This is a genomic window from Achromobacter spanius, from assembly GCF_003994415.1.
GTDB classification, from domain to species: domain Bacteria; phylum Pseudomonadota; class Gammaproteobacteria; order Burkholderiales; family Burkholderiaceae_B; genus Achromobacter; species Achromobacter spanius_C.
The window spans coordinates 170,481-194,968 of record NZ_CP034689.1; the positions used below are offsets into that span (position 1 = coordinate 170,481).

Sequence of the window (24,488 nt, forward strand, 5' to 3'; positions counted from 1 at the left end):
CCGTACATGGCGACATACAAAGACGTCCAGGAATGCACCCATGATCGTTTATGTAGGCATGCGCCGCGTAGTCAGAGTCATATCAATAGCAGCTTGGGTTGCGCTCGCCGCGTTCATTTGGATAGCTGCGCTCTCTTACCCTGACCATGTTGGCGTCTACGCATCCTCGGTATTTGGTGTTGTCGCTTACATCATCATTCAAGCCATCGCCTGGGTGACGGCAGGATTTTCAGAGAATCCCAAGGGCGACGACGGCCTCATCCGATGGCCTTTCAAGTCCTGAGCAACCTTTTGCAGTCGGCATGTGTATCGGAGAATGTTCCAGAATGGAGCTTGTATTCATAAATCTGAGCGCCCCTCCCCCAGCCTCAGAAGAACAAGATAAGGGACTGTAGTGAACAACGTTACGGCTGCAGAAGCGTACGAGATGCTCTCATTGCCATTGACATGTGAAGATTGCCCTGACTGGCTTCCAGGCAACGAATTGAAGGGCCTTCTCAGCATGAGCTGCGGTCTACTCGATGCAAACGGACGGAGCGCGAAACTAATTGTCGAGCTCAGATTCCGGCGCTCCAGTAAGACGAATGTCGCGCAGTATGTCTTCTCCGTCTTCCGTAGAGTGTTGCCGAAGGGCTTGGAGCGGGTCTACCAGCTAGACGTCATGCAATGGCCCAAGCCGGTGCGCGATCAGCACCAAATGCCTCATGAGCATTTTGGCAACGAACGTAACCTGGGGGATGATTCCTGGGCAAAATGGTCTTATGATGAAGTCTTGGCGTACTTCTGCGCCAGAACGAACATCACGTTCGTTCCTCCGGTTCCGCACCCGGAAGAGCTCCGACTGAAGGGGCAATAATGATCTGCGACAAGATACAAGACATCCTCGGGCTTACCTGCTTCCCTCTCAACGATGAGGGAAGCTTAGCGATGATTTCCACCCCGTTCACCTTCGAAGATGGTGACGGCGTCCCCGTGTACATCGAGAAGGTGCCGGGGCATGTCCGATTCTTCGACGACGGCGGGGTGGTCATGCATTTCTTAGGCCGGGGTCTGTCGTTGGATTCCGGCAGAAAGACCCGATTCCTCAAAACGATTGCCCAACACAACGGCGCGACGTTCAACGAGGACGGTGAACTTGAAGTCTGGGCGCCAGAAGCGCAGGCAAACATGGCCTTTGCTAAGTACATGGCCACTGTATTGGGGCTGGTTAGCTGGGAGCGCGAGCAACAAGGCACATCCACAGACATATCCTTTTTCATCGAGGAAGTAGCTATGTGCCTGAAGGCTTGGAAGCCGGCTGACGAACTGGTGGAAGGACCGGAATTTACCGGGATATCCGGCCACGCCTACCGGTTCGATTTCCAGCAAGGTAGCGACATAGTCATCGCGATTTCGCCTCACCCCCTTTCGGTGAGTGCGGCATTGAAAAAGATGGTCGATGTCATTAGTGCTCCTTTCAACCAGAACATCTCGCTAACGGTTGTCCTCGATGACCGCGCCCAGCCAGATCAAGCCAAAAGTGAAGGCGCAGTTCTGGGCGCGGTGGCGGGTGTCCTAATGATGAGCAAGCTAGAGCATCTGGCCAGCGTGCATAGTTCGATCAACTAGGAATCTCAAGTGTCTTAAAGAGCCACCTCCGGGTGGCTTTTTTGTTGGCCGCTCGCATTTGCCAATAGATACCCAGGCGGTTCGGAGCACATGGGAACTTACGCATTCGCCGTGTGCCATTCATAGCATCAACTAACCATATTTCAACAGTCTGTAGCCACCGCTACTATCCCACTTCACCACGTCCGAATCCCTCAAATGCCACCCACGGCAGCTCGCGAATCTCGCGGACAGCCAGCTCGAACGCCCGATCGCCCTGGCGCGGATTTGGTTCTCAGAAATAAATATCCTCGGTTGACTGTACTGGTACGATCTATGCCTTCTCGCCCTCGGATAAGACTGGCGCTTAGGCACCGACGCTAATTCAGTCTTCGGAAGGATGCCCACTTAAAAGTGGTAAGGACTATCGGAGACAGTGGCTGCGCCCAAAACGTGTTCGCGGGGCGCTTACCCTAGCCATGGTGGCGCGCTACGCAAACCAAGATGGCGATTACATCCATGCTGCATTGGACAAGCTTGACGGCCGTTTGGCCGAAACAATTGCGCCAAATTACGCAAACAAAAAAGGCCGATCCATAAGGAATCGGCCTAGCGCATTGATTTCATTGGTGCCGGTGAAAGGAATCGAACCCTCGACCTTCTCATTACAAGTGAGCTGCTCTACCAACTGAGCTACACCGGCACGGCGTGCCGGGGCACGCGCAGGGACTGCATTGTAATGAATATTGCGGCGTTTGTAAGGCCAGCATCCCCCAGGGGGAAAACGGGTCCGCCGTCCTCCTTTATCGCGGAATCTTTTGCGGCTGGCCGTGATGCAGCGATGCCGTGATGGCACGGGCAATACGCGTGGCTTCGGTGGCGTCTTGGAGCGACAGCGGCGAGGCGCCGCCCATGCGGCAGGCGTTTACGAAAGCCGTCAGCTCATGACGAAAGGCATCGGAGAAGCGCTCGAAGAAATCGGCCGTCGCCTGATGCCGCACGCCGTGCTCGTCACTGCGCACAACGTGGTCGCGGGGTGCGCCCTGTCCGATCAATAGCTTGCCCTCTGTGCCGATGATTTCGGTGTGTTGCTCGTGTCCGTGCGCGAATGTGCGCGACGCATAGAACACGGCGCGGGCGCCACCCTCGAATTCAACGATGGCCAGCCCGTTGTCCACGTCACCCATGGCGGCCAGTTCATCATGAACCGCAATGGTGCCGCTGGCGAACGCGCGCGTGGCCTTGGGATTGCCCAGCATCCAGCGCGCCAGATCGACGTCATGCACGCTGCAATCCATGAAGATGCCACCCGAGGTGGGCGCGAAGGCGAGGAAGCCGCCGTCCGGGTCAAGGCGGTCGCAGGTTTGCGAGCGCACCAGGAAGGGCCGGCCGATGTCGCCTTGCCGGACGCTGTCGAAGGCGTGGGCGTGGCTGGGGTCGAAACGCCTGACGAAGCCCACCATGGCGATCAGGTCGGGGCGTTCCGATGCGGCGGCCTCCACCCGCAGACAATCCGCCACATCAAGCGCCAAGGGCTTTTCGATGAAGACGTGCTTGCCTGCCTGCAGCGCGGCGATGGCCTGGTCGGCATGCAGGGACGTGGGGGTGACCAGCACGATGGCGTCAAGGTCGGGATCTTGCAAGAAGGCATTGAAATCGCGGTATGTCTTGCGGACGCCCAGCTTGGCTTGCGCGTAGGCGAGCTCGGTTTCGACCGGACTGCACGCAGCAGCCAAGATGCAGTCAGGCGTATGAAACGCCAGGTTTTCCGCGTGTCGTCGCCCAAGCCGGCCCATGCCGGCGATACCGACGCGCAAGGGTGCGCTTGCAGTGCTCATGGTGGCGCCTCTCAAAGTGCGACCGGCTGGCCGCTGGACAGGGATTGGGTGGCGGCATCCGCGAGCCGTTGCGCGGCGACGCCATCGGCGATCGTGGTGCCCAGCGCGCCGCCCGAGCGCAATTGCGTGAAGAAATGGTCCAGCTCCAGCCGGTAGGCTTGCCCGTAGCGTTGCAGGAAGAATGGCTCGGGTACGTCGCGAACAAGTCCCGCCGCCGTCCAGTGCTCGACCTCGGTGGGGCGATGGTTGCCGCAGGCCAGCATGCCGTCGGAACCCAGGATTTCGAAGCGCTGATCGTAGCCATAGGCGGCCCGGCGCGACGCGTTGATCTGGCAGAGTTTGCCGCTGGCCGTGCGCAGCGTCACGGCGGCGGAATCGATGTCGCCGGCGTCCGCAATGCGCGGGTCCGTCAGGCACGAGCCGCTTGCATGGATCATCGTTGCCTCTTCTCCTAGCAGCCAGCGAAAGACGTCGAAGTCGTGGATCAGCATGTCGCGAAACATGCCGCCCGATTGGCGCAGATAAGCCTGGCTGGGTGCACTGGGATCGCGGCTGGTGATGATCAGCATCTCCGGCGTGCCGATCGCGCCGCGCTGCAAGCGATCGCGGGCAGAGGCGAAGGTAGGGTCAAAGCGGCGTTGGAAGCCCATCATGCAGCGCACATTTGCCGCGGCCACGGCGTCCTGGCAGCGGATGGCGCGCTCGGTGGACAGGTCCACCGGTTTCTCGCAAAAGATGTGTTTGCCGGCGTGTGCGGCGCGCAGGATCAGGTCGCTGTGCGTGTCGGTGGACGAGCAGATCAGCACGGCGTCTATGTCGGGGTCGTTCAAGGCGTCTTGCTCGCTTGCCCGGCGTGCGCCGTGCTTGTGCGCCAGTGCGTCCGCCAAGCCGGTGGCGGGGTCGCACACCGTCGCCAGTGTCAGGCCCGGCATGGCGGCCAGGTTGGCGGCGTGGATAGCACCGATACGTCCGGCGCCGAAGAGTGCGACTTTCATGCTGCAGCCTCCGCAAAGGGGTCAGGGTCTGGCGCGCGCTTGCGCGGCGCCGGTTTCGCTGGCGTCAAACTTCAATTCCAGTTTGTAGGCCAGCGCGATGAACAACGACTGCACCAGGCTCATGGTGCTGGTCAGGGATCGGAAACCGAAGGTGGAGCTTTCCTGCACGACCAGGGTGGCGCTGGCCACGCGCGCGATGGGGCTCATCTGGCTGTCGGAAATCGCGATGACGCGCGCGCCGCGCGCCACCGCTTCCGTCACGGTGGCAACCGTTTCGTCGGCATAGGGAATAAAGGAGATGGCGATCATCACATCGCCCGCGCCCAAGCTGCGTAGCTGGCCTTCTTGCATGTGGCCCAATCCGCTCATCCAATGCACCGTCTTGCGGGTGTGCTGCAGCGCATAGGCCAGATACGCGCCCACCGGAAACGAGCGCCGCGACGCCACCACCCACACGGCGGGCGTCTCTTCAAGCAGGCTTACCGCCGCATCGAAAGCCTTGGGATCCAGATCGCGTGACAAGGCTTCCAGGCTGGCGATGCCGCCGCCGATGACCTCGTGCGACAAGGTCGACAGCGAAAGGTCTGCGGGCGCGGACTCGATCAGGTCACGAATCCGGTCCTGGTAGCTGCGGCCCGGCGCAATCTGCTGCGCCATGCCATCGCGAAACAGTTGCTGCATGTCCGAGAACCCGGAAAACCCGAAATGCTTGGCGAAGCGCACGATCGCCGACGGCTGCGCCTGGCAACGCTCGGCCATGTCCTGGATGCGGTCCAGGGCGACGTGGTCGCGGTTTTGCTCGATGTATCTGCCCACCGCTTTGAGCTGACGGCTCAGGCCCGGGTACTGATGCGAGATATCGCCAAGAAATTGCGCGACGGTGGCGTAGGGGGCGGTCTTGGTGGCGGATTTCGGCATGGCGGCTCGGCTATTGGGAAGACTCGGTATCGGGGGCGGATCGAACGAATTATAGGAATCCATAGGAATATTTAGAAAATTATTTCCATAGGGTTTACTCTCACAAATTAAATTCCATTCCGGCCTATGATCCCTGCACATTGATCGGCCAGACGCTGGAACGGCAAGGGCTTGACGACACAAGCCCGCCGCCCTGCCGCAACGCCGCACGGAGAAGACAGATGACGCACCCGCGATTCAAATTCACACTGCGCGCCTTGTTGTTCAGCGCTCTGCTGCTGGGCGCCATGCCAGCAATGGCCGACAAATACGTCTTGATCAGCCACGCGCCCGATTCCGATTCCTGGTGGAACGTCATCAAGAATTCGCTCAAGCAGGCGGGCGAGGACTACGGGGTGCAGGTGGACTACCGCAATCCCGCCACCGGCGATATCGCGGAAATGGCGCGCCTGATCGAACAGGCGGCCGCCGCCAACTATGACGGGGTGATGGTCACCATTGCCGACTTCAACGTGTTGCAGCGCGCGTTGGAAAAGGTTCGGGCCAAGCGCATCCCGCTGATCACCATCAATTCCGGGTCGGCCGAACAGTCCGAGCAGTTGGGCGCCATCATGCATGTGGGCCAGCCCGAGTACGACGCCGGCCACGCAGCGGGCCTGCGCGCGAAGGCGGCCGGCGTAGAACGCTTTCTATGCGTGAACCACTACGCCACCAACCCGGTGTCCTTTGAACGTTGCAAGGGTTTTGCCGATGCCATCGGTGCGGATTTCCGGGCCAGCACGCTTGATACCGGGGGCGTGGATCCCAGTGCGGTGGAATCCAAGGTGTCCGCGTACCTGCGCCAGCACCCCGACACCCAGGGCATTCTTGCCCTGGGTCCGGATGCGGCAGGCCCCACCTTGCGCCTGCTGGAAAAGGCCGGGCTGACAAACAAAATCTGGTTTGCCTCGTTCGACCTGTCCGACGAGCTCGCTCGCGCCATCAAGGCCGGCACGGTGCAGTTCGCCATCGATCAGCAACCTTTTCTGCAGGGCTACATCCCCGTGGCCGTCATGGTGGCGATGAAGGCGGATCGCGCGCGCGGCGCCGCGCCGGCCGAGTCTTTTCAAGCCGCGCTGAAAGCCAACGCGAAGGCCGTCGCGCGCTTCGAGGAATACGGACTGACGCCTGTGTACGGACCGCGCCACATCAGCTCGGGGCCGGGCTTCATCACCCAGGAAAATCTTTCCAAGGTGGAGAAATACGCCGGTCAGTATCGCTAAGCGAAGGAGCACGACATGACAGAAGGCTCGGCAGTGATGCCGTCGTCGCCCGACGAGCGCGTGCAATCGCTGGCATGGCCGCAGCGCCTGCTGGGTAGACCGGAAGCGGCGTCGGTATCTGGAACGGTGGCGGTCTTCCTGGTGTTCGGCCTGGTCGCCGGCGGCTCCGGCATGTTCAGCGCCGAAGGCATCGTCAACTGGGCCACGGTGGCCGCCTTCATCGGCATTCTTGCCACCGGCGCGGCCTTGCTGATGATCGGTGGTGAATTCGACCTGTCCATCGGTTCGATGATCGGCTTCGCGGGCATGGGCCTGGCGATACCCACGCTGTACTGGGGCTGGCCGCCCTGGCTGGCGTGCCTGTTCATGTTCGGCCTGTGCATCGCCATCGGCGCGCTCAACGGGTATCTGGTCATCCGCACCGGCCTGCCTTCCTTCATCGTCACCTTGGCGTTCTATTACATCCTGCGCGGGTTGACGCTGGCCTTGTCCACGCTATTCACCGGCAAGACCATCATCAGCGCCAACGGCCCCCTGATCTTGCGCGACCTGCTGGAATCCGACTGGGTCATGCAGGTGCTCTTCCAGGGCTATCTGCTGACCGGCCTGTTCGACGGTCTGGCGGCAATGGGATGGATCGATGCGCGCGAAGGAGGCGGCGCGCTGGCGATCGGCCTGCCCAAGGTCGTGGCTTGGTGGCTGGGCCTGGCGGCCATCGGCGCCTTCGTGCTGGCCCGCACGCGGTTTGGCAACGCGGTGCTGGCGGCCGGCGGGCACGCCGCGGCGGCCAAGAATATGGGCATCCCCGTTGCGCGGGTGAAGCTCATCCTGTTCATGATCATGGCCCTCTGCTCCGCCTTGTTCGCGGTCCTGCAAGTGGTGGACGCCGGCTCGGCCGCGGCGGATCGAGGTCTGCAAAAAGAGTTTGAAGCCATCATCGCCGCCGTCATCGGTGGATGCTTGTTGACGGGCGGGTTTGGCTCCGTCGTTGGGGCGGCGTTCGGCGCGCTGATCTTCGGCGTCGTGCAGATCGGCATCGGCTACACCAGCATCGACAACAACTGGTACCGCGTTTTCCTGGGCATCATGCTGTTGCTGGCGGTGGTCTTCAATAGCATCGTGCGCCGCCGCGTCGCCGTGGCCAGGCATTGAAGGAGCCCACCATGAGCGCACCCATCATTGAACTTGAAAGCATACGCAAGACGTTCGGCTCGGTTATTGCGTTGCACGGGGTGACCTTTCAATTGCGTGCCGGTGAAGTGCACTGCCTTCTGGGCGATAACGGCGCCGGCAAGTCGACGTTGATCAAGACGCTGGCGGGCGTGCATCCGCCGGATGAAGGGCGCTATTTCCTGGACGGCAAGCCCGCGCGCTTTACGTCGCCGCGTGATGCGCTGAACGCCGGCATCGCCACGGTGTACCAGGATCTGGCGCTGGTGCCCTTGATGAGCATCGCGCGCAATTTCTTCATGGGCCGTGAACCCACGCGCCGATGGCTGGGCGTATTGCCGGTCATGGATCATCGCGAGGCTGCCAGCACCGCCCGCGAGAAGCTGGGCGAAATGGGCATTCGGGTACGCGATCCCCAGCAGGCTGTCGGTACCCTGTCGGGCGGTGAAAAGCAATGCCTGGCGATCGCGCGCGCCATGCACTTCGGCGCCCGGGTGCTGATTCTGGATGAGCCCACCGCGGCGCTGGGCGTCAAGCAATCGGCCAACGTGCTCAAGCTGATCGCCACGGCACGCCAACGCGGCATCGCCGTCATTTTCATCACGCACAACGTCAACCACGCCTACCCCGTGGCAGATCGTTTCACGCTGTTGAACCGGGGCCGATCCTTGGGCACCTACCGAAAAGACGACATCTCCAAGGAAGAGGTGCTGGACATGATGGCGGGGGGGGCCGAGATGAAGGCTCTGATGCGTGATCTTGAAGGCGTGATCGTCTGAGGGTGCCATGAAACAACTTTGCTTTCCCGAGGGCCGCCGTTTTGACCTGGCCTGCCTGGGTCGTCTGGCCGTGGATTTGTATGCGCAGCAGATTGGATGCGCGCTGGAAGAGGTCTCGAGCTTTGCGAAGTACCTGGGCGGCTCATCCGCCAATATCGCTTCCGGCGCGGCCCGCCTGGGCCTGAAGTCCGCCATGATTTCGCGCGTGGGCAACGAGCAGATGGGCCGCTTTCTACTTGGCGCGTTGCAGGCCGAGGGTTGCGATGTCAGCCAGGTACGGCAAGATCCGCAACGGCTGACGGGACTGGTGCTGCTTGGCATCAAGGACCGCGACACGTTCCCGCTGCTGTTCTATCGTGAAAACTGCGCCGACATGGCCATGGACGCTGAAGATATCGACGCGGCCTTCATTGCGCAATGCCGGGCGTTGCTGGTCACGGGTACGCATCTGAGCACCGTGGGTGTGCGCCAGGCCTCGCTGCGAGCGTTGGAACTGGCGGCGCAACATCGCGTGACGCGGGTGCTGGATATCGATTTCCGCCCGGTGCTGTGGGGCTTGGTGGAGCAAGGCGACGGAGAGCGCCGCTATGTGCCCGATGCGGAAGTCAGCGCGCGGTTGCAGGCCTTGCTGGGCCATTTTGACTTGATCATCGGCACCGAAGAAGAATTCCTGATCGCCGGCGGCGTGCCCACGGACCTGATGGCGTCGTTGCGGACGGTGCGCGCCCACAGCGAGGCCGTGCTCGTGATCAAGCTTGGCCCCCACGGATGCGCCATTGTGCCGGGTGACGTGCCCGAACGAATCGAGGACGCACTCACGGTCGTGGGTGAAGACGTGCGGGTTTTGAATGTACTGGGGGCGGGGGACGCCTTTGCCGCGGGCTTGATGGCGGGCCTGTTGCGTGGACAGGGCTGGGAGGAGTCGGCGCGCATGGCGAACGCATGCGGCGCCATCGTGGTGTCGCGGCACGGCTGCGCGCCCGCCATGCCCACGCAAGCCGAACTGCGCTACTGGTTGTCGGGGAATAAATCCCGGCAGCCGGACGCTGACGTCATGCTGTCGCATCTGCACCGAGTGACCACGCCGCGTCCCGAATGGCGCGAACTCTATGTGCTGGCGTTCGATCATCGTTCGCAGTTCCACGAGTTGGCGGCAAGCCATGGCCGGTCCGATGCGGATATCGCGGCGCTCAAGCGCCTGATCGTGCAGGCGGTGGATGTGGTGGCCCAGGCGCCCGGCATGCAAGGTCGTATCGGGGTGCTGATTGACGACGTCTATGGCGAACAAAGCCTGCACGCGTCGACCGGCCGGGGTTGGTGGGTAGGCCGACCCATCGAACTGCCGGGCTCGCGCCCGTTGCGCTTCGAGGGCGCCCGGTCGCTGGCTTCTCGTTTGCAGCAGTGGCCGCGCGAACAGGTGGTGAAATGCCTGGTGCAGTACCACCCCGATGACGACGCGGATTTGCGCGTTGCGCAGGAAGACCAACTGCGGCATGTCTGGGAGGCCACGCGCCATAGCGGCCATGAACTGCTGCTGGAAATCATTCCCCCAGACGACATGCTTTTCGGCGAAGCCGCCGATGATGCCGTGCTGCGTTCGGTACGGCGCTTGTACAACCTGGATATCCGGCCGGAATGGTGGAAGCTGGGCATGATGGAGGCCGAATCCTGGGACGCGCTGGATCAGTTGGTGACGCAACGCGACCCGCATTGCTGGGGGGCGGTCATCCTGGGCTTGAACCAGCCGGTGCCCACGCTATTGCAGGGCTTTGCCCAAGCGCGGGCACGGGTGGTGAAGGGCTTCATGATCGGCCGCAGCGTCTGGAGCGAACCCGCCGCGGCCTGGTTGCGCGCAGATATCGCCGATGCGGAATTGGTCGATCGGGTTGCCGCGAGCTTTCGCAGCCTGATCACCGGCTGGCAAGCGAGCCGTTCCGACACCCACCGGACGGTCGCGGCCCGCGCCGACATCGTATCCGCGCCCGCCGAAAGGGCCGCGTCATGAGCCCCCGCCAAACCCTGCGCCTGACGACGGCCCAAGCGCTTACGCGCTATCTGGCCGCGTTGCGGGTCCAAGAACCGGACGGCACGCTTACGCCCTACCTGGGCGGCGTGTGGGCAATCTTTGGTCATGGCAATGTGGCGGGCATGGGTCAGGCATTGGCAGAGTCGCGCGATGCCTTGCCCGTCCTGCGTGCCCACAACGAGCAGGCGATGGCGCACGCGGCCATCGCCTATGCCAAGGCGCACATGCGCCGGCGCATCATGGCGGCCACAACGTCCATCGGCCCCGGCGCCACCAACATGGTCACCGCCGCGGCGCTTGCGCACGTCAATCGCTTGCCGGTCCTGCTGCTGCCGGGCGACACCTTCGCCTCACGCGCGCCCGACCCGGTGCTGCAGCAGCTTGAACCCTTCGGCGATGGCGACACGACGGCCAATGACGTGTTCCGGCCCGTATCGCGATACTTCGACCGCCTCGTCAGGCCCGAGCAGATCCTGACTGCGTTGCCGCGCGCGATTCAGGTGCTGACTGATCCCGCGCTGTGCGGTCCGGTCACGCTGGCCTTGCCACAAGATGTGCAGACGCAGGCGTTTGATTGCCCGCTTGAATTTCTACAGCCCGCGCCCCTGCATTTTCTGCGTCCTCCTCCCGACGAGGATGCACTTCGGCGCGCGGTAGTGGCCGTCCGTGCCGCGCGCCGACCGTTGTTGGTGGTGGGCGGCGGCGCGCTCTACGCTCAGGCTTCGGAGGCGCTGTCCGCGTTTGCCAAGGCGTATGGCGTACCCGTGGCCGAGACGCAGGCCGGCAAGGGCACGCTGGCCTGGGACCATCCCATGAATCTGGGCGCCATCGGCGTTACCGGTTCCCCAGCGTCGAACGCCCTGGCCGCGCGCGCTGACCTGATCATCGGCGTGGGCTCGCGCTTGCAGGATTTCACAACCGGATCGAACTCCCTGTTCGGCAATACGCTGTTGCTGTCGATCAACGTGCAGGCGCTGGACGCTGGCAAGCGACGTGGGCAGGCGCTGGTGGCGGACGCGGCGCTGGCGTTGGCGCAGTTGGGCAACGCGCTGACCGGTTGGCGCGCCGATGCGGATTGGACGGAGAAAGCCCGGCGGCTTGGGACACAATGGCGCGAACGGGTCCTGGCATTGACCACGGCGGCGCCGGATGGCCTGCCCTATGAGGCCGACGTGATCGGCGCGGTGCAATCTTCCGATGCGGCGTCGGCGAGCCATGACATTGTCGTGTGCGCCGCGGGGACGCTACCCGCTGAACTGCACAAGCTGTGGCGCAGCAGCCGGCCGGGCGGCTACCACGTGGAGTACGGCTATTCCTGCATGGGATATGAAATCGCGGGTGGCCTGGGCGTGAAGCTGGCCCAGCCCGACAAGGAAGTCATCGTGATGGTGGGCGACGGTTCCTACCTGATGATGAACTCCGAGATTGCCACGTCGGTCATGTTGGGGTGCAAGCTGATCATCGTGGTGCTCGATAACCGTGGCTTTGGATGCATCAACCGCCTACAGCACGCTTGCGGCGGCGAAAACTACAACAACTTGTTGGACGACTGCGTCGCACCCGCGGGCATCGCGCCCCGCATCGACTTTGCGGCGCACGCCCGCAGCCTTGGCGCGCATGCCGAGCACGTCGCTGATGTTGCCGAACTCGTACTGCGCTTGCGCGAGGCGCGCAGCCGTCAACACACCACGGTGTTGGTCATTGATACGTCGGCCTCACACACGACGTCGGACGGCGGCTGCTGGTGGGACGTGGCCGTGCCGGAAGTGTCTGACCGCGTTCAAGCGCAAACGGCGCATGCGGCCTACGTCGCGGACAAACGCCGACAGGCACTTTGAAGGAACCGGCATCGTGAACAGAGAGTCTGCTTGGAAGGTACGCATAGGCGTCAACCCCATTTCGTGGAGCAACGACGACCTGCCTTCGCTAGGCGGCGACACGCCGCTTGCAACGGCCTTGTCCGAAGGTGCGCGAATCGGCTACGCGGGTTTCGAGCTGGGCAACAAGTTTCCCCAGTCGTCGCAGGCGTTGAAGGCTGTGTTGGCTGAGTATGGCGTGGCCTGCGTATCTGGCTGGTACTCGGGCCGACTCGCTCATCAGGGCGTGGATGCCGAGATCCGCGATGGCGCGGCGCACATGGAAAAGCTGCAGGCGCAGGGTTGCAACGTGGTGGTCTATGGCGAGGTTGCCGATTCGATCCAGGGGCGGCGCGGCACTCCACTGGCCAAGCGGCCGCGCTGGCGCAGCGACGCATCCTGGAGCGACTATGGCAAGCGTTTGAACGCCTATGGCGAGCACTTGAGAGCGCGCTACGGCCTGACCCTGGCCTATCACCATCACATGGGCGCCTACGTTGAAACCGCCGACGACGTCGACCGGCTGATGGCGGTCACGGACAAGAACGTGGGTTTGCTATTCGACACGGGGCATTGCTATCTGGCGGGTGCCGTCGCGGGGCTGGACACCGACGTCGTGGCGCAATTGGCCCGGCACGCGCAGCGTGTCGTGCACGTGCATTGCAAGGATGTACGGCCCCGGATCGCAAGAGCGGTTCGCAACGAGGGCTGGTCCTTCCTGGATGCGGTGATGAACGGCGTGTTCACCGTTCCAGGCGACGGCTGCATCGATTTTCACGCGGTCTTGGCGGTATTGCACAACGCGGGGTATCAGGGCTGGCTGGTGGTTGAGGCTGAGCAGGATCCCGCCGTGGCGCCGTCCTACCAATATGCCAAGCTGGGCTATCAAACCTTGTCCGCCATTGTGGCTGACCTTCAGGGAGATCAGGCATGAGTTTATTGATCAAGGCCAGCGCAAGCGGCAGGCAGATCGTGGAAGTCACGCCCGCCAGCGCGGGCTGGAAGCATGTGGGGTTTCGCGCGTTGCGCATGCTGCAGGACGAAGAGGAGCTATTCAGTACGGACGCGCGCGAATGCTGCGTTGTCGTGCTGGCGGGCGAAGTGGATGTGAGCGTCGGCGCGCACCGCTATCGGGCGCTGGGTAGCCGCATGTCCGTGTTTGATCCGGTGTCGCCCTATGCCGTCTACGTGCCGCCTGGCCGGGGCGTGTCGATACGCGCGATCACGAATGTCGAGTTGGGACTTTGTTTTGCCCCTGCGCTAGGGCGCCATGCGCCGCGCGTGATTGAGCCGATGTCGATGCAACGCAGCGTTCGCGGGCAAGGCAGCAATGCGCGGCATGTATGCGACATTCTGCCTGAAGGCGACGTGGCCGAGCGCCTGCTGGTGGTTGAAGTGATCACGCCCGCGGGGCATGCATCAAGCTACCCGCCGCATAAGCACGACACGGCGGAAGCAGGCGAAACGCAGTTGGAAGAGACGTACTACCACCGCTTGAACCCACCGCAAGGGTTCGCATTTCAGCGCGTGTACACCGATGATCGCAGTCTGGACGAAGCCATGGCCGTGGAAGATCACGATGTTGTGACGGTGCCGCGCGGCTACCATCCTTGCGTCGCGCCCCATGGCTACGATCTCTACTACCTGAACACGATGGCGGGTCCGCGACGCGAATGGGCGTTTCGCAACGACCCCAGGCACGAGTGGATACTTCAGGCTTCAGCGTGAGGCGCTTGAATTGAGTAAGCCGGAAAAGCAAAGACGGCGTGCCAGGCACGCCGTCTTTGTGTCACGCACACTACTTGACGATCGTCAGGCGCGGGCGCTTGGGTTCGTCGTCGTTGCCGCCGTCGTCGCCTTGCGTGGCGTCGGCCTGGGCTTCAACGCCTTCCAGGGCAGCGGGGTCCGCCGTGCCCTGTGCGCCTGCTTCCGGCGGTTCATAGGGCTGCACTTCGAAGCCCATGCCCGCGCCGGTTTCGCGCGCGTAGACGGCGCTGACGGCGCCGACGGGAACATAGACGTTTTCGGTCACGCCGCTGAAGCGGGCTTGGAATTCAATGAATTCGTTGCCCAGCACCAGGCGGTTGGTGGCCAGCGTGCCGACGTTCAGTGTGATCTGACCGTCACGGACATGCGCGACGGGCACCATGGTGTGCTCATCGACCTGCACGGTGATGTACGGCGTGTAGCCGTTGTCGGTGCACCATTCATGCAGTGCGCGGATCAGATACGGTTTGGTCGAGGTTTCACCCATCACACTGCCAGCCTTAACGACGCATTACTTTTTCCGAAGGCGTCAGCGCTTCGATGTAGGCCGGGCGCGAGAAGATGCGTTCGGCGTACTTTTGCAGCGGAGCCGCGTTCTTGGGGAGTTCGATGCCGTAGTGATCCAGGCGCCACAGCAACGGAGCCACGGCCACGTCGAGCATCGAGAATTCTTCGCCCAGCATGTACTTGTTCTTCAGCAGCATCGGGGCCAACTGGGCCAGGCGGTCGCGAATGTTCTGGCGCGCGTTGGCCAGCTTCTTCTCGTCGGGCTTGGTGCTGCGGTCTTCCAGCGTCGAGACGTGAACAAACAGTTCTTTCTCGAAGTTGTACAGGAACAGGCGGGTGCGGGCGCGCATGACGGGATCCGCCGGCATCAGTTGCGGATGCGGGAAGCGCTCGTCGATGTACTCGTTGATGATGTTGGATTCGTACAGGATCAGGTCGCGCTCAACCAGGATGGGCACTTGACCGTACGGGTTCATCACCGCGATGTCTTCGGGTTTGTTGTACAGGTCGATGTCACGGATCTCGAAGTCCATACCCTTTTCGAACAACACGAAGCGGCAGCGTTGCGAAAACGGACACGTGGTTCCGGAATAGAGCACCATCATGGTGAAAGTCCTTTATGAAAAACGAAAGGCCAGCGCCTAAATCTAGCAGGCGCTGGCCCCGATTGCCAGGCGGGATAGGCGTACGGCCCTATCCTCCGTTGCCGTCCCTTATTAATGAGGTAGCGGCTTGCATGCCTGGCGGGGCGTTGCGGTTAGCGCACGTGTTTCCAGTACGAGGCGTTCAAGCGCCACGTAACCAGGAAGAACAACAGCAGGAACAACATGACGCCGACGCCGATACGGACGCGCAATGTCTGGACGGGCTCGGCCATCCAGGACATGAATGCGGTCAGGTCTGCGACGTCGTTGTCGTATGTTGCGACTTGGGCCGGGTTGGCGGCCTTAAATTTGGCATCAAAGGTGGCATGGCCGTGGTAATCAGCTACCGGTTCGGCCTTGACCGTGGAAAAACCTTGAGCATCGTACACCGTCGTGATGCGTTCCCAGTTTTTGGGTGCGCCTTCCTTGGCATCCTTGGCTTCCACTTCATGCATGGCCACGGTCGTCAGCTCGCGCGGACCCTGGCGTTCCCAGAGGGCGTGCGGCATGCCCACGGACGGGAAAACCAGGTTGTTCCAGCCCGTGGCGCGCGACGTGTCGCGGTAGAAGGTGCGCAGGTAGGTGTAGATGTAGTCTGCGCCGGACGGGCCGGCGTTGACCGATTTGGCCCGGGCGATCACGGATAAATCCGGGGGCGTCGTGCCAAACCACTTCTTGGCGTCCTGGGGCGTCATGGCGATATGCATCATGTCGCCGACCTTTTCGCCGGTGAACAGCAGGCTTTCCTTGATTTGCTGGTCGGTCAGGCCAATGTCCTTGAGCTTGTTGTAGCGCATCGACGACGCGCTATGACAGTTCAGGCAGTAGTTGACGAACAGCTTGGCGCCGTTTTGCAGCGACGACATGTCGTTGACGCGGTACGGCGCCTTGTCCAGCGGGAAACCGCCCTCGGCGGCAAATGCGGTGGTACACGTGAGCATCAAGGCCACGGCACCAATCAGCTTCTTGATCATGGTTAATCCGTTATCTGGTGGGCTCAGTGGGCGTGGAACGTAACGCGCTCGGGCACTTGCTTGAAGGTGCCAAGGCGGCTCCAGACCGGCATCAGGAAGAAAAATGCCAGGTACAGCAGCGTGCCAATTTGCGACGTGATGTTCAACGGCGGACTGGGCGGCTGCGTACCGATGTAGCCGAGCACCAGGAAGTTGACCATGAAGATGCCGTAGATCCACTTGTGCCAGGTGGGGCGGTAGCGGATCGACTTGACCGGGGAATGGTCTAGCCAGGGCAGGAAGAACAGGATCACGACCGTACCACCCATGGCCACCACGCCCCAGAACTTGGCGTCGATCACGCGCAGCAGCACGGCCACGACGATCAGGATGCCGGGGATGGCAATGCGCAGGATGCCGCGCAGGTTGCTCTTGACGAGCAACGCGATGGCGCCCAGCACCGAGGCACCCGCCAGCACCCACGTGAATTCGTCGGTAGTGGCGCGCAGCATCGAATAGAACGGGGTGAAGTACCAGACCGGCGCGATGTGCGGCGGCGTCTTCAGCGAGTCAGCGGGAATGAAGTTGTTGAACTCGAGGAAGTAGCCGCCCATTTCCGGCGCGAAGAACACGATGAACGCGAACACGAGCAAGAAGCCCGCCACGCCCATCAGGTCATGCACGGAATAGAACGGGTGGAACGGAATGCCATCCTTGGGGCGGCCGTACTTGTCTTTCGGGCCCTGCTTGATTTCGATGCCGTCCGGGTTGTTCGAGCCGACTTCGTGCAGCGCCACCAGGTGAGCCGCGACCAGGCCCACGAGCACCAGCGGAATCGCGATGACGTGGAAGGCGAAGAAGCGGTTCAAGGTGGCGTCCGACACGACGTAGTCGCCGCGGATCCAGATGGACAGTTCGGGGCCGATGAACGGAATGGCGGCGAACAGGTTCACGATCACCTGGGCGCCCCAATACGACATCTGGCCCCACGGCAGCAGGTAACCGAAGAAGGCTTCCGCCATCAGACAGAGGAAAATCGCCACGCCGAAGATCCACACGAGCTCGCGCGGCTTGCGGTAGGAACCGTATAGCAGCCCGCGCAACATGTGCAGGTAGACGACGACGAAGAACATCGACGCGCCGGTGGAATGCATGTAGCGCACGAGCCAGCCCCAGGGGACCTCGCGCATGATGTATTCAACGGATTGGAACGCGCGTTCGGCGTCCGGCTTGTAATGCATGACCAGGAAAATACCGGTCACGATCTGCAGCACCAGGACCAATAAGGCCAGAGAGCCAAAGAAATACCAGAAGTTGAAATTCTTTGGTGCGTAGTACTCGGACAGATGGGCTTTCCAGGTGGATGTCACCGGAAAACGCCGGTCCAGCCACCCCAACAGGCCTGTTGTCTCGACGGTTTTCTCGCCAGCCATGTAACGGCTCCTTCTCTAATACGTGGCGTATTTGTTTTACTTACGTAATCGGGAAAAAAGCGCGACGCGAGCGTCAGGCCTTGTTGTCTTCATCGACGCCCACAATGATGCGGGTATCGCTCAGATACTGGTACGGCGGAACTTCGAGATTATCGGGAGCAGGCTTGTTCTTGTAGACCCGGCCAGCCAGGTCGAACGTGGAGCCGTGGCAGGGGCAGAGGAATCCGCCTTGCCAATTGGCGCCCATGCCGCCCCCCCGCCTGTTTCGAAGTGCGAGGTGGGCGAGCAGCCCAAGTGAGTACAGATGCCGACGCAAACGAAGATCTCGGGCTTGCGCGAGCGAACTTCGTTCTTGGCATATTCGGGAGTGAAGCCAGGCCGCTCGGATTCCGGGTCGGCCAGCAAGGGGTCAAGCGTCTTGAGGGCGGCGAGCTGTTCGGGAGAACGGTGCATGATCCACACCGGCTTCCCACGCCATTCCACGGTTTTCATGGTGCCGACGGGTATATCGCCGATATCCACTTCAACGGGGGCCCCGGCCGCGCGGGCCTTTTCAGAGGGAGAAAATGTGCTCACAAGCGGCACTGCCGTTGCGACACCTGCTACGCCACCCACAGCACAGGCGGTGGTAACCCAGAAACGTCGCGAAGGATCAGGTGGCAGGTTGGGATCAACCGCACCGTCATCATCGTGCACCAGCGTATCCTGACTCATCTTCCTATCCTTGTTGATGCGCCCGCTCTACGAGTAGCATCACTTCTGCGGCATCGGGTTCGCGGGAATATGTAACAACATAGCAACCGCGTATTATAGCGCCAGCCCACTCAAGGGCGTATCACGATGGGAGTGCTTTTATGAGCAAAAAGACTGGTTTCGTCAAAGAATTCCGAGATTTCGCTGTAAAAGGCAACGCGATCGACCTGGCGGTTGGTGTGATTATCGGCGCGGCGTTCGGCCGAATCGTCGATTCGATGGTGAAAGACATCATCATGCCCTTGGTCAATTTCATCCTGGGGGGCGCAGTCGATTTTTCGAACAAATTCTTTGTACTGTCGATGCCTGCCGGCTACAACGGCCCGATGACGTATGCCGACCTCACCAAAGCGGGCGCCTCCGTGTTCGCCTGGGGTAATTTCGTGACGATCCTCATCAACTTCGTGTTGTTGGCGTTCGTGATTTTCTGGATGGTCAAAGCCATCTACAAGGCCCGCACCAAGGCCGAGGAAGCACCGGCCGCACCGGCCGCAACGCCGGAAGACGTGGCGCTGCTGCGCGAAATCCGCGACCTGCTCAAGAAATAAAACCCCGGAATGCCCCGCGCGGCACACGCGTCGGGGGCTTGCTGCTGGTGTTGCGGCGGTACTACGCCGGGTTATCAAGGTCGATGAATTCGACCTTGATGCCGAACTGCTCGGCCACCGCCTGACCCAGCGCCTGCGCACCATAGCGCTCGGTGGCGTGGTGGCCGGCCGCAATGAAGCCGACACCGGTCTCGCGCGCCAGATGCACGGTGGACTCCGACACTTCTCCTGTGAGGTAAGCGCTGGCGCCAGCGTCCACGGCATCGGACAGCATGCCCTGCGCCCCACCGGTACACCACGCCACGCTGGATAAGGGTTGATCCGGATCGCCCACCACCAGCGGCTGCCGGCCCAGCCGTTCGGCCACGCGCGCGCCCAGTTGGCCCAGCGTCGTCAGGCCCGTGGCCTCGCCCAGCCACACCAGGTTGTCCTGCCCACAGGTGCGCGGAGAGCCATCGTCGCGCCGCGCGGGGACCAGGCCCAGCACGCGGGCCAGTTGCGCGTTGTTGCCCAGACTGGGGTGGGCGTCCAAGGGCAGATGATAGGCGTACAGATTCAGGTCGTTTTTCAAGGCCAGCGCCATGCGCGTGCGGCGCGTGCCTATCACGCGGCGGTCTTCGTTGCGCCACATCCAGCCGTGGTGCACCAGCACTGCATCCGCGCCACGTTCGACCGCGGCGCGCAGCAATGCTTCGCTGGCGGTGACACCGGTGATAATGTGTCCGACTTCAGATCGGCCCTCCACTTGCAAGCCGTTGGGGCAGTAGTCCTTGAAGCGGGCGGCTTGCAGGGTGTCGTCCAGCCAACTGGCCAGCACGTGGGAGTCCACTTTTTTCATCGTTCGTCCTATCAGAATCATGCGCCGATATTGGCTGATATTTGCTCAGGCCGTCACGGTCTGCCTGGGTATTCTATTCGTGGTCACAACGTTGCGGCCCGACCTGCTGCGCCTTGGCGGCCCAGGGGCCGCGTCGCCCGCCGCCGTGGCGGCAGCGCGTCCACCCGCCGGCGGCGGCGTGGGGCCGGTGTCGTATGCGGACGGCGTGGCGCGAGCGGCGCCATCGGTGGTGAACGTCTACACGACCAAGCACGTGAACGTACCGCTGGTGCCGCTGCCCGACGATCCGGTGCTGCGCCAATTATTCGGACAAGTGCCGGGCATGAGCCGGCGTCAGGCGACGACCAGCCTGGGCTCTGGCGTCATCGTCAGCCAGGACGGCCATGTGCTGACCAACTACCACGTGGTGCAGGCGGCTGACGCGATTGAAGTCGCGCTGCGCGACGGCCGGCGCGACACCGCGAAGCTTGTGGGCGCGGATCCCGATACGGACCTGGCGGTGCTGAAGCTGAGTTCCTTGCGGACGCTGCCCGCCGCCACGTTGGCTGCCGACCGTGGCCTGCGGGTGGGCGATGTGGTGCTGGCCATAGGCAACCCGTTTGGGGTGGGCCAGACCACCACCCAGGGCATTGTGTCGGCGTTGGGCCGCAATGGCTTGGGGCTGAACACCTACGAAAGCTTCATTCAGACCGACGCGGCCATCAACCCCGGCAATTCTGGCGGCGCGCTGGTGGATGCCGAGGGCAATCTGGTGGGCATCAATACGGCCATCTATTCGGAATCGGGCGGGTCGATGGGCATCGGCTTTGCCACGCCGATCGAGATTGCGCGCAAGGTAATGGATGACATCGTCAAGACGGGCTCGGTCAAGCGCGGTTGGCTGGGCGTGGAACCGCAGGACGTGACGCCGGAGCTTGCCCGCGCGTTTGGCCTCAAGAATGACACGCGCGGCGTGATCATCGCCGGCGTGATGCGCGATGGCCCGGCGGCGCGCGCCGGTTTGCGTGTGGGCGATATCGTGCAAACGGTCAATGGCAAGCGCATGGCCGATACCGTGCAATTGCTGGCCGAGATTGCACAGTTGCCGCCGGGCCAGCGCGCCACGCTGGGCGTCTTGCGCGCGGGCAAGGCGGTCGAGGTGGCCGTAGCGGTGGGCACCCGCCCCGGCAAGCCACGATAAGGGTGATCGCGGCGGGCGGGGCTGCCTGGCATGCTGCTACTACGCATCGGGGGGCGGCCGTTCGGCCAGCAGGCGCACCATCGACAACACTGCTTTTTTGATGCTCTCGGGTTGGCTTTGCAGCAATGCGCCGATCTCGGCACAGTAGCCGTCCAGGGTGGCGAAGGGCGCGCTGGGCGTGGCGGATTCCGTTGCGCTTACCACGCCGTCGCTCAGCCAGGGGACGCTGGTGTCCAGCGCTTTCGCCAGGCGCAGCAACGTGGCGCGCGAGGGCGCGTAGTGCTCATCGCGGGTAAGGATTCGATGGATGCAGGACTGCGGCACGCCGGAAAGGCGCGCCAACTGGTTTTGGCTGTGGATGCCGCGCCACCGCATCAGGGCGCGCAGCCTTTGAGCAGGCGACATGCCAACAATGTAGGGTGGCGGCCAGGCGCCGGCAAGAGTGAAAGAGTCCGATACTGGGCCGTGCCCTGCGCCTTGTCTTTCGTGGGGCCGTGCGTTTCTTTCGGGGTGTTTCGCCTGGCATGCGCCGCGGACGCAAGCGACGGATATGAATAGGGCCGCTCGAAGGCGGCCCTGCGCAATACGACCCCAGTGGCGCCCTGTCAGTGGCGCTCGGTCAGTGAGTCAGAGACGGCGTCGTCGGCCGCGCCCGCCTTGGGCGTTACCATTCGGGCAACGAGCAGGCCCACTTCATAAAGCAGGCACAGTGGCACCGCCAGCATGAACTGGCTGACCACGTCGGGCGGCGTGACCACGGCGGCGATGATGAAGGCGCCCACCACCACATAGCCGCGCGCGGCGCGCAGCTTGGACAGTTCGACTACGCCCATCTTCACCAGCAGCACCACGGCCACGGGCACTTCGAAGGTGATCCCGAACGCCATGAACATCGTCATGACGAAACTCAGGTAGGCCTCGATGTCCGGCGCCGGCGTGATGGACTGCGGCGCGAACGTGGCGATGAAATGGAACACCGTGCGGAACACCACGAAGTAGCAGAACGCCATGCCCGCGATGAACAGGAACGTGCTGGAGACAATCAGCGGCAACGCCAGTCGCTTTTCGTGGCGATACAGCCCCGGGGCCACAAAGGCCCAGGCCTGATACAGCACAACTGGCAACGCCACGATGAAGGCGGCCATCATCGTGACCTTGACCGGCACCATGAACGGCGTGATGACGCCCGTGGCGATCATGCGCGTGCCTTGGGGAAGCGACGCCAGCATGGGGGCCGCCAGCACGTCGTAAATGGCCGATGCGCCGGGATAGATGAACAGCACGATGAACACGGCCACTACCGCGCCGACGGCGCGCATCAGGCGGGTGCGTAATTCGACCAGGTGAGAGATGAAGGTCTCTTGCTGGCCTTCTTCTTGGGAGGCGTCCTGGGTCACGTCGGTGTTCCGGAGGGCGGGACGGGCTTGGCGGCGGGCGCTGCGTCGTCAGCCTTGGGCGCGCGAGGCGCCTGGGCGGGTTGTTGAGGTGCGGGGGCCGCAGCCGCCGTGCTGCTGGGCGCGGACGCGGGCGGCAGGTCCAGGTCCAGGCTGTGGCTCTGCCCGGGCGGCGCGATCGTGCGCGTGGGTTCGGGCACGGCGTCGGGCGTGGGTTCAACCGACGCGCTTGCCGCGGAGGCCGACGCGTCTCCCACGATCACGGGGGCAACCTTGCCGTTGGCTTCACGCGCGACTTCGTCGAGTTCGGCCCGAAACTGCTGCACCGGCTCTTGCAAGGAAGCTTGCGTTTCATTCAGCGACTGTTGTACGCCTTGCGCGGCGTCTTCCATTTCGCTTTTGAATTTGCGCAGCTCGTCGATTTCGATTTCGCGCTGGATATCGGACTTCACGTCATTGACGTAACGCTGCGCGCGACCCAGCAGGTGGCCGACGGTGCGGGCTACCTTGGGCAGGCGTTCGGGGCCAATGACGATCAAGGCGATGACGCCGACCACCATCAGCTCAGTGAAACTGACATCAAACATGCGACGGCCGCTCGGGAAGGGAAGCAATAAGGGCCGGCCCTTTCAGGGCTGGCCCGGGATTCGAGCCGCGGCTCAGGAATTGGTCTTTTCCTTGGCCTGCACGTCGATGGTGTCATCGGACACGCGCTGTTGCGCGATGGGTTCCGCTGGCTTGTCGCCGTTGGCGTCCTTCATGCCTTCCTTGAAGCCCTTTACCGCACCGCCCAGGTCCGAGCCGATGTTGCGCAGCTTCTTGGTGCCGAAAATCAGCGCCACGATGACCAGAACAACCAACCAATGCCAAATGCTGAAACTACCCATGATGTTTCTCCGAATTACGCGGTGGGGGCCACGCGCCCTTTCCAGGGTCGCGCGCCGCCAATAATGTGGAAATGCAAATGCGGGACTTCCTGGCCGCCTTCGACGCCAGAGTTGATCATGATGCGAAATCCACCATCAGGGCCCGGACGGCAACCGTTTTCGGCTGCTAGCCGCGGCGCCAACGACATCATTCTACCCAACCAACCTGCGTCCTCGCCGGTAATATCCTGCATGGATGTGACATGACGTCGAGGGATCAGCAGCAAATGCACCGGTGCTGCCGGATTGATATCGTGAAATGCAACAAAGTCCTCGTCTTCATAGACCTTCTTGGACGGGATTTCGCCAGCGGCGATTTTGCAAAAAAGACAGTTGTCGCTCATGTTTCCGGGCTCCGGGGTCAGTCTTTGGGGCGGCTGGCTTTTTCGGCCAGGCCCGACAGGCCTTCGCGGCGGGCCAATTCGGCCAGCACATCTTCTGGGCGCAGCTTGAAATGCGTCAGGGCGACCAGGCAATGAAACCACAGGTCGGCCGTTTCGCTGACGATGCGTTCCGGCACCCCGTCTTTCGCGGCCATGACCAGTTCCGTGGCTTCTTCGCCGATCTTCTTCAGGAAGGAATCGGGGCCTTTGGCCAGCAGCTTGGCGGAATACGACGCGGCCGGGTCGCCGCCGTTTTCAGGGCGGCGGGTTTCCAGCGTGTCGGCGATGCGGGCCAGGATATCGGCGGCGCTTAGCGTTTGATCGGTCATTTGTAGATCAGTTCGGGGTCTTTGAGCACGGGGTCGACCGTGACCCAGGAGGCGTGGTCCGTCGGCCCTTCCAGGCGACGGAAAAAGCAACTTGCACGGCCGGTATGGCAGGCAATGCCGCCTTCCTGGTGGACCTTGAGCAGGATGACGTCGCCGTCGCAATCCAGGCGCAATTCGTGCACTTCCTGCACATGTCCGGATTCCTCGCCCTTGCGCCACAGGCGCTGGCGCGAACGCGACCAGTACACGGCGCGGCCGGTGGCGGCCGTTTCGGCCAGCGATTCGCGGTTCATCCAGGCCACCATCATGATCTGGCCGTTTTCAACGTCTTGGGCGATGGCGGGGATCAGGCCGTTTTCATCGAAAACAACGTCGGCCATCCAGGCGGGTTCGGTGCTCATA

At 62.5% G+C, this 24,488-nt stretch carries 27 protein-coding genes, 1 tRNA gene and 1 pseudogene; 12 read left to right on the forward strand and 17 right to left on the reverse strand.

Annotation, left to right across the window (positions count from 1 at the left end):
* Positions 1-40 precede the first annotated feature (40 nt).
* The 3 genes from ELS24_RS00780 (at position 41) to ELS24_RS00790 (ending at position 1,608) form a co-directional block, all read left to right on the forward strand.
* Positions 41-283: a hypothetical protein gene (locus ELS24_RS00780; RefSeq protein WP_127183128.1), complete on the forward strand. Its 243-nt coding sequence runs from the start codon at positions 41-43 to the stop codon at positions 281-283.
* Positions 284-394: 111 nt separating this feature from the next.
* Entirely contained in the window at positions 395-856 is a 462-nt protein-coding gene (locus tag ELS24_RS00785; protein WP_127183129.1) for a hypothetical protein, read from the forward strand.
* Positions 856-1,608, forward strand: a complete 753-nt coding sequence (locus ELS24_RS00790) for a DUF1828 domain-containing protein (RefSeq protein ID WP_127183130.1) — start codon at positions 856-858, stop codon at positions 1,606-1,608. Before ELS24_RS00785 ends, ELS24_RS00790 begins: the two co-directional genes overlap by 1 nt.
* Before the next feature lie 606 nt (positions 1,609-2,214).
* Here the strand turns inward: ELS24_RS00790 and ELS24_RS00795 are convergent.
* The 4 genes from ELS24_RS00795 to ELS24_RS00810 all read right to left on the reverse strand — a co-directional run bounded on the left by ELS24_RS00795 (position 2,215) and on the right by ELS24_RS00810 (position 5,338).
* Positions 2,215-2,290, reverse strand: a tRNA-Thr gene (locus ELS24_RS00795).
* A 100-nt stretch (positions 2,291-2,390) separates the two neighbouring features.
* Positions 2,391-3,425 (reverse strand): Gfo/Idh/MocA family oxidoreductase, encoded by a 1,035-nt coding sequence (locus tag ELS24_RS00800; RefSeq protein ID WP_127183131.1) that lies wholly within the window; start codon positions 3,423-3,425, stop codon positions 2,391-2,393.
* An 11-nt stretch (positions 3,426-3,436) separates the two neighbouring features.
* Positions 3,437-4,420 carry an inositol 2-dehydrogenase gene (gene iolG / locus ELS24_RS00805; protein WP_127183132.1) on the reverse strand — a complete coding sequence of 328 codons (984 nt, stop codon included), beginning with the start codon at positions 4,418-4,420 and terminating at the stop codon, positions 3,437-3,439.
* Positions 4,421-4,441: 21 nt separating this feature from the next.
* Complete coding sequence (locus ELS24_RS00810) at positions 4,442-5,338, reverse strand: MurR/RpiR family transcriptional regulator (RefSeq protein WP_127183133.1); 897 nt, start codon at positions 5,336-5,338, stop codon at positions 4,442-4,444.
* A gap of 221 nt (positions 5,339-5,559) precedes the next feature.
* Between ELS24_RS00810 and ELS24_RS00815 the strand changes: the two genes are divergently transcribed.
* From ELS24_RS00815 to iolB, 7 genes are read left to right on the forward strand one after another with little or no spacing between them, the layout of a single operon-like run.
* Positions 5,560-6,600 (forward strand): sugar ABC transporter substrate-binding protein, encoded by a 1,041-nt coding sequence (locus ELS24_RS00815; protein WP_127183134.1) that lies wholly within the window; start codon positions 5,560-5,562, stop codon positions 6,598-6,600.
* 15 nt (positions 6,601-6,615) lie between these two features.
* Positions 6,616-7,752, forward strand: coding sequence for an ABC transporter permease (locus ELS24_RS00820; RefSeq protein ID WP_127183135.1), 1,137 nt, complete (start codon positions 6,616-6,618; stop codon positions 7,750-7,752).
* Positions 7,753-7,763: 11 nt separating this feature from the next.
* Positions 7,764-8,549 (forward strand): ATP-binding cassette domain-containing protein, encoded by a 786-nt coding sequence (locus ELS24_RS00825; protein WP_127183136.1) that lies wholly within the window; start codon positions 7,764-7,766, stop codon positions 8,547-8,549.
* 7 nt (positions 8,550-8,556) lie between these two features.
* The gene (locus tag ELS24_RS00830; RefSeq protein WP_127183137.1) at positions 8,557-10,554 is read left to right on the forward strand and encodes a bifunctional 5-dehydro-2-deoxygluconokinase/5-dehydro-2-deoxyphosphogluconate aldolase; all 1,998 of its coding nucleotides are present in this window, start codon (positions 8,557-8,559) and stop codon (positions 10,552-10,554) included.
* Entirely contained in the window at positions 10,551-12,413 is a 1,863-nt protein-coding gene (gene iolD, locus ELS24_RS00835) for a 3D-(3,5/4)-trihydroxycyclohexane-1,2-dione acylhydrolase (decyclizing) (protein ID WP_127183138.1), read from the forward strand. The genes ELS24_RS00830 and iolD overlap by 4 nt, the downstream gene beginning before the upstream one ends.
* A gap of 13 nt (positions 12,414-12,426) precedes the next feature.
* Positions 12,427-13,365, forward strand: coding sequence for a myo-inosose-2 dehydratase (gene iolE / locus ELS24_RS00840; RefSeq protein ID WP_240669413.1), 939 nt, complete (start codon positions 12,427-12,429; stop codon positions 13,363-13,365).
* Positions 13,362-14,159 carry a 5-deoxy-glucuronate isomerase gene (gene iolB / locus ELS24_RS00845; RefSeq protein ID WP_127183140.1) on the forward strand — a complete coding sequence of 266 codons (798 nt, stop codon included), beginning with the start codon at positions 13,362-13,364 and terminating at the stop codon, positions 14,157-14,159. The genes iolE and iolB overlap by 4 nt, the downstream gene beginning before the upstream one ends.
* Before the next feature lie 70 nt (positions 14,160-14,229).
* Here iolB and ELS24_RS00850 read toward each other — a convergent pair whose 3' ends face one another.
* The 5 genes and pseudogenes from ELS24_RS00850 to petA all read right to left on the reverse strand — a co-directional run bounded on the left by ELS24_RS00850 (position 14,230) and on the right by petA (position 18,449).
* A complete protein-coding gene (locus tag ELS24_RS00850; protein WP_050448900.1) occupies positions 14,230-14,685 on the reverse strand; it encodes a ClpXP protease specificity-enhancing factor in 456 nt (151 codons plus the stop codon).
* Between the two features lie 13 nt (positions 14,686-14,698).
* On the reverse strand, positions 14,699-15,310 hold the full coding sequence (locus tag ELS24_RS00855) for a glutathione S-transferase N-terminal domain-containing protein (RefSeq protein WP_050448901.1): 612 nt from the start codon (positions 15,308-15,310) through the stop codon (positions 14,699-14,701).
* Between the two features lie 152 nt (positions 15,311-15,462).
* Complete coding sequence (locus tag ELS24_RS00860) at positions 15,463-16,323, reverse strand: cytochrome c1 (protein ID WP_050448902.1); 861 nt, start codon at positions 16,321-16,323, stop codon at positions 15,463-15,465.
* A 23-nt stretch (positions 16,324-16,346) separates the two neighbouring features.
* Positions 16,347-17,735, reverse strand: coding sequence for a cytochrome b (locus ELS24_RS00865; RefSeq protein WP_050448903.1), 1,389 nt, complete (start codon positions 17,733-17,735; stop codon positions 16,347-16,349).
* Positions 17,736-17,808: 73 nt separating this feature from the next.
* Positions 17,809-18,449: pseudogene (gene petA / locus ELS24_RS00870) on the reverse strand (ubiquinol-cytochrome c reductase iron-sulfur subunit).
* A 140-nt stretch (positions 18,450-18,589) separates the two neighbouring features.
* Here petA and mscL point away from each other — a divergent pair.
* Positions 18,590-19,036 carry a large conductance mechanosensitive channel protein MscL gene (gene mscL, locus ELS24_RS00875; protein WP_050448905.1) on the forward strand — a complete coding sequence of 149 codons (447 nt, stop codon included), beginning with the start codon at positions 18,590-18,592 and terminating at the stop codon, positions 19,034-19,036.
* A gap of 61 nt (positions 19,037-19,097) precedes the next feature.
* Here the strand turns inward: mscL and ELS24_RS00880 are convergent, their stop codons facing one another.
* Entirely contained in the window at positions 19,098-19,874 is a 777-nt protein-coding gene (locus ELS24_RS00880) for a Nif3-like dinuclear metal center hexameric protein (RefSeq protein WP_127183141.1), read from the reverse strand.
* Between the two features lie 19 nt (positions 19,875-19,893).
* Here ELS24_RS00880 and ELS24_RS00885 point away from each other — a divergent pair, with 19 nt between their 5' ends.
* Entirely contained in the window at positions 19,894-21,054 is a 1,161-nt protein-coding gene (locus ELS24_RS00885) for a trypsin-like peptidase domain-containing protein (RefSeq protein WP_127183142.1), read from the forward strand.
* Positions 21,055-21,093: 39 nt separating this feature from the next.
* Here the strand turns inward: ELS24_RS00885 and ELS24_RS00890 are convergent, their stop codons facing one another.
* The 7 genes from ELS24_RS00890 to hisI all read right to left on the reverse strand — a co-directional run bounded on the left by ELS24_RS00890 (position 21,094) and on the right by hisI (position 24,487).
* Positions 21,094-21,459 (reverse strand): helix-turn-helix domain-containing protein, encoded by a 366-nt coding sequence (locus tag ELS24_RS00890; RefSeq protein ID WP_050449677.1) that lies wholly within the window; start codon positions 21,457-21,459, stop codon positions 21,094-21,096.
* A 200-nt stretch (positions 21,460-21,659) separates the two neighbouring features.
* A complete protein-coding gene (tatC, locus tag ELS24_RS00895; RefSeq protein ID WP_050449676.1) occupies positions 21,660-22,451 on the reverse strand; it encodes a twin-arginine translocase subunit TatC in 792 nt (263 codons plus the stop codon).
* Positions 22,448-23,035 (reverse strand): Sec-independent protein translocase protein TatB, encoded by a 588-nt coding sequence (gene tatB, locus ELS24_RS00900; protein WP_050449675.1) that lies wholly within the window; start codon positions 23,033-23,035, stop codon positions 22,448-22,450. Before tatB ends, tatC begins: the two co-directional genes overlap by 4 nt.
* A 72-nt stretch (positions 23,036-23,107) precedes the next feature.
* Complete coding sequence (tatA, locus tag ELS24_RS00905; protein ID WP_050449674.1) at positions 23,108-23,335, reverse strand: Sec-independent protein translocase subunit TatA; 228 nt, start codon at positions 23,333-23,335, stop codon at positions 23,108-23,110.
* A 14-nt stretch (positions 23,336-23,349) separates the two neighbouring features.
* Positions 23,350-23,718, reverse strand: a complete 369-nt coding sequence (locus ELS24_RS00910; RefSeq protein WP_050449673.1) for a histidine triad nucleotide-binding protein — start codon at positions 23,716-23,718, stop codon at positions 23,350-23,352.
* 17 nt (positions 23,719-23,735) lie between these two features.
* On the reverse strand, positions 23,736-24,086 hold the full coding sequence (locus tag ELS24_RS00915; RefSeq protein ID WP_050449672.1) for a phosphoribosyl-ATP diphosphatase: 351 nt from the start codon (positions 24,084-24,086) through the stop codon (positions 23,736-23,738).
* Positions 24,083-24,487, reverse strand: coding sequence for a phosphoribosyl-AMP cyclohydrolase (gene hisI, locus ELS24_RS00920; protein ID WP_050449671.1), 405 nt, complete (start codon positions 24,485-24,487; stop codon positions 24,083-24,085). Before hisI ends, ELS24_RS00915 begins: the two co-directional genes overlap by 4 nt.
* Position 24,488: the final 1 nt, after the last annotated feature.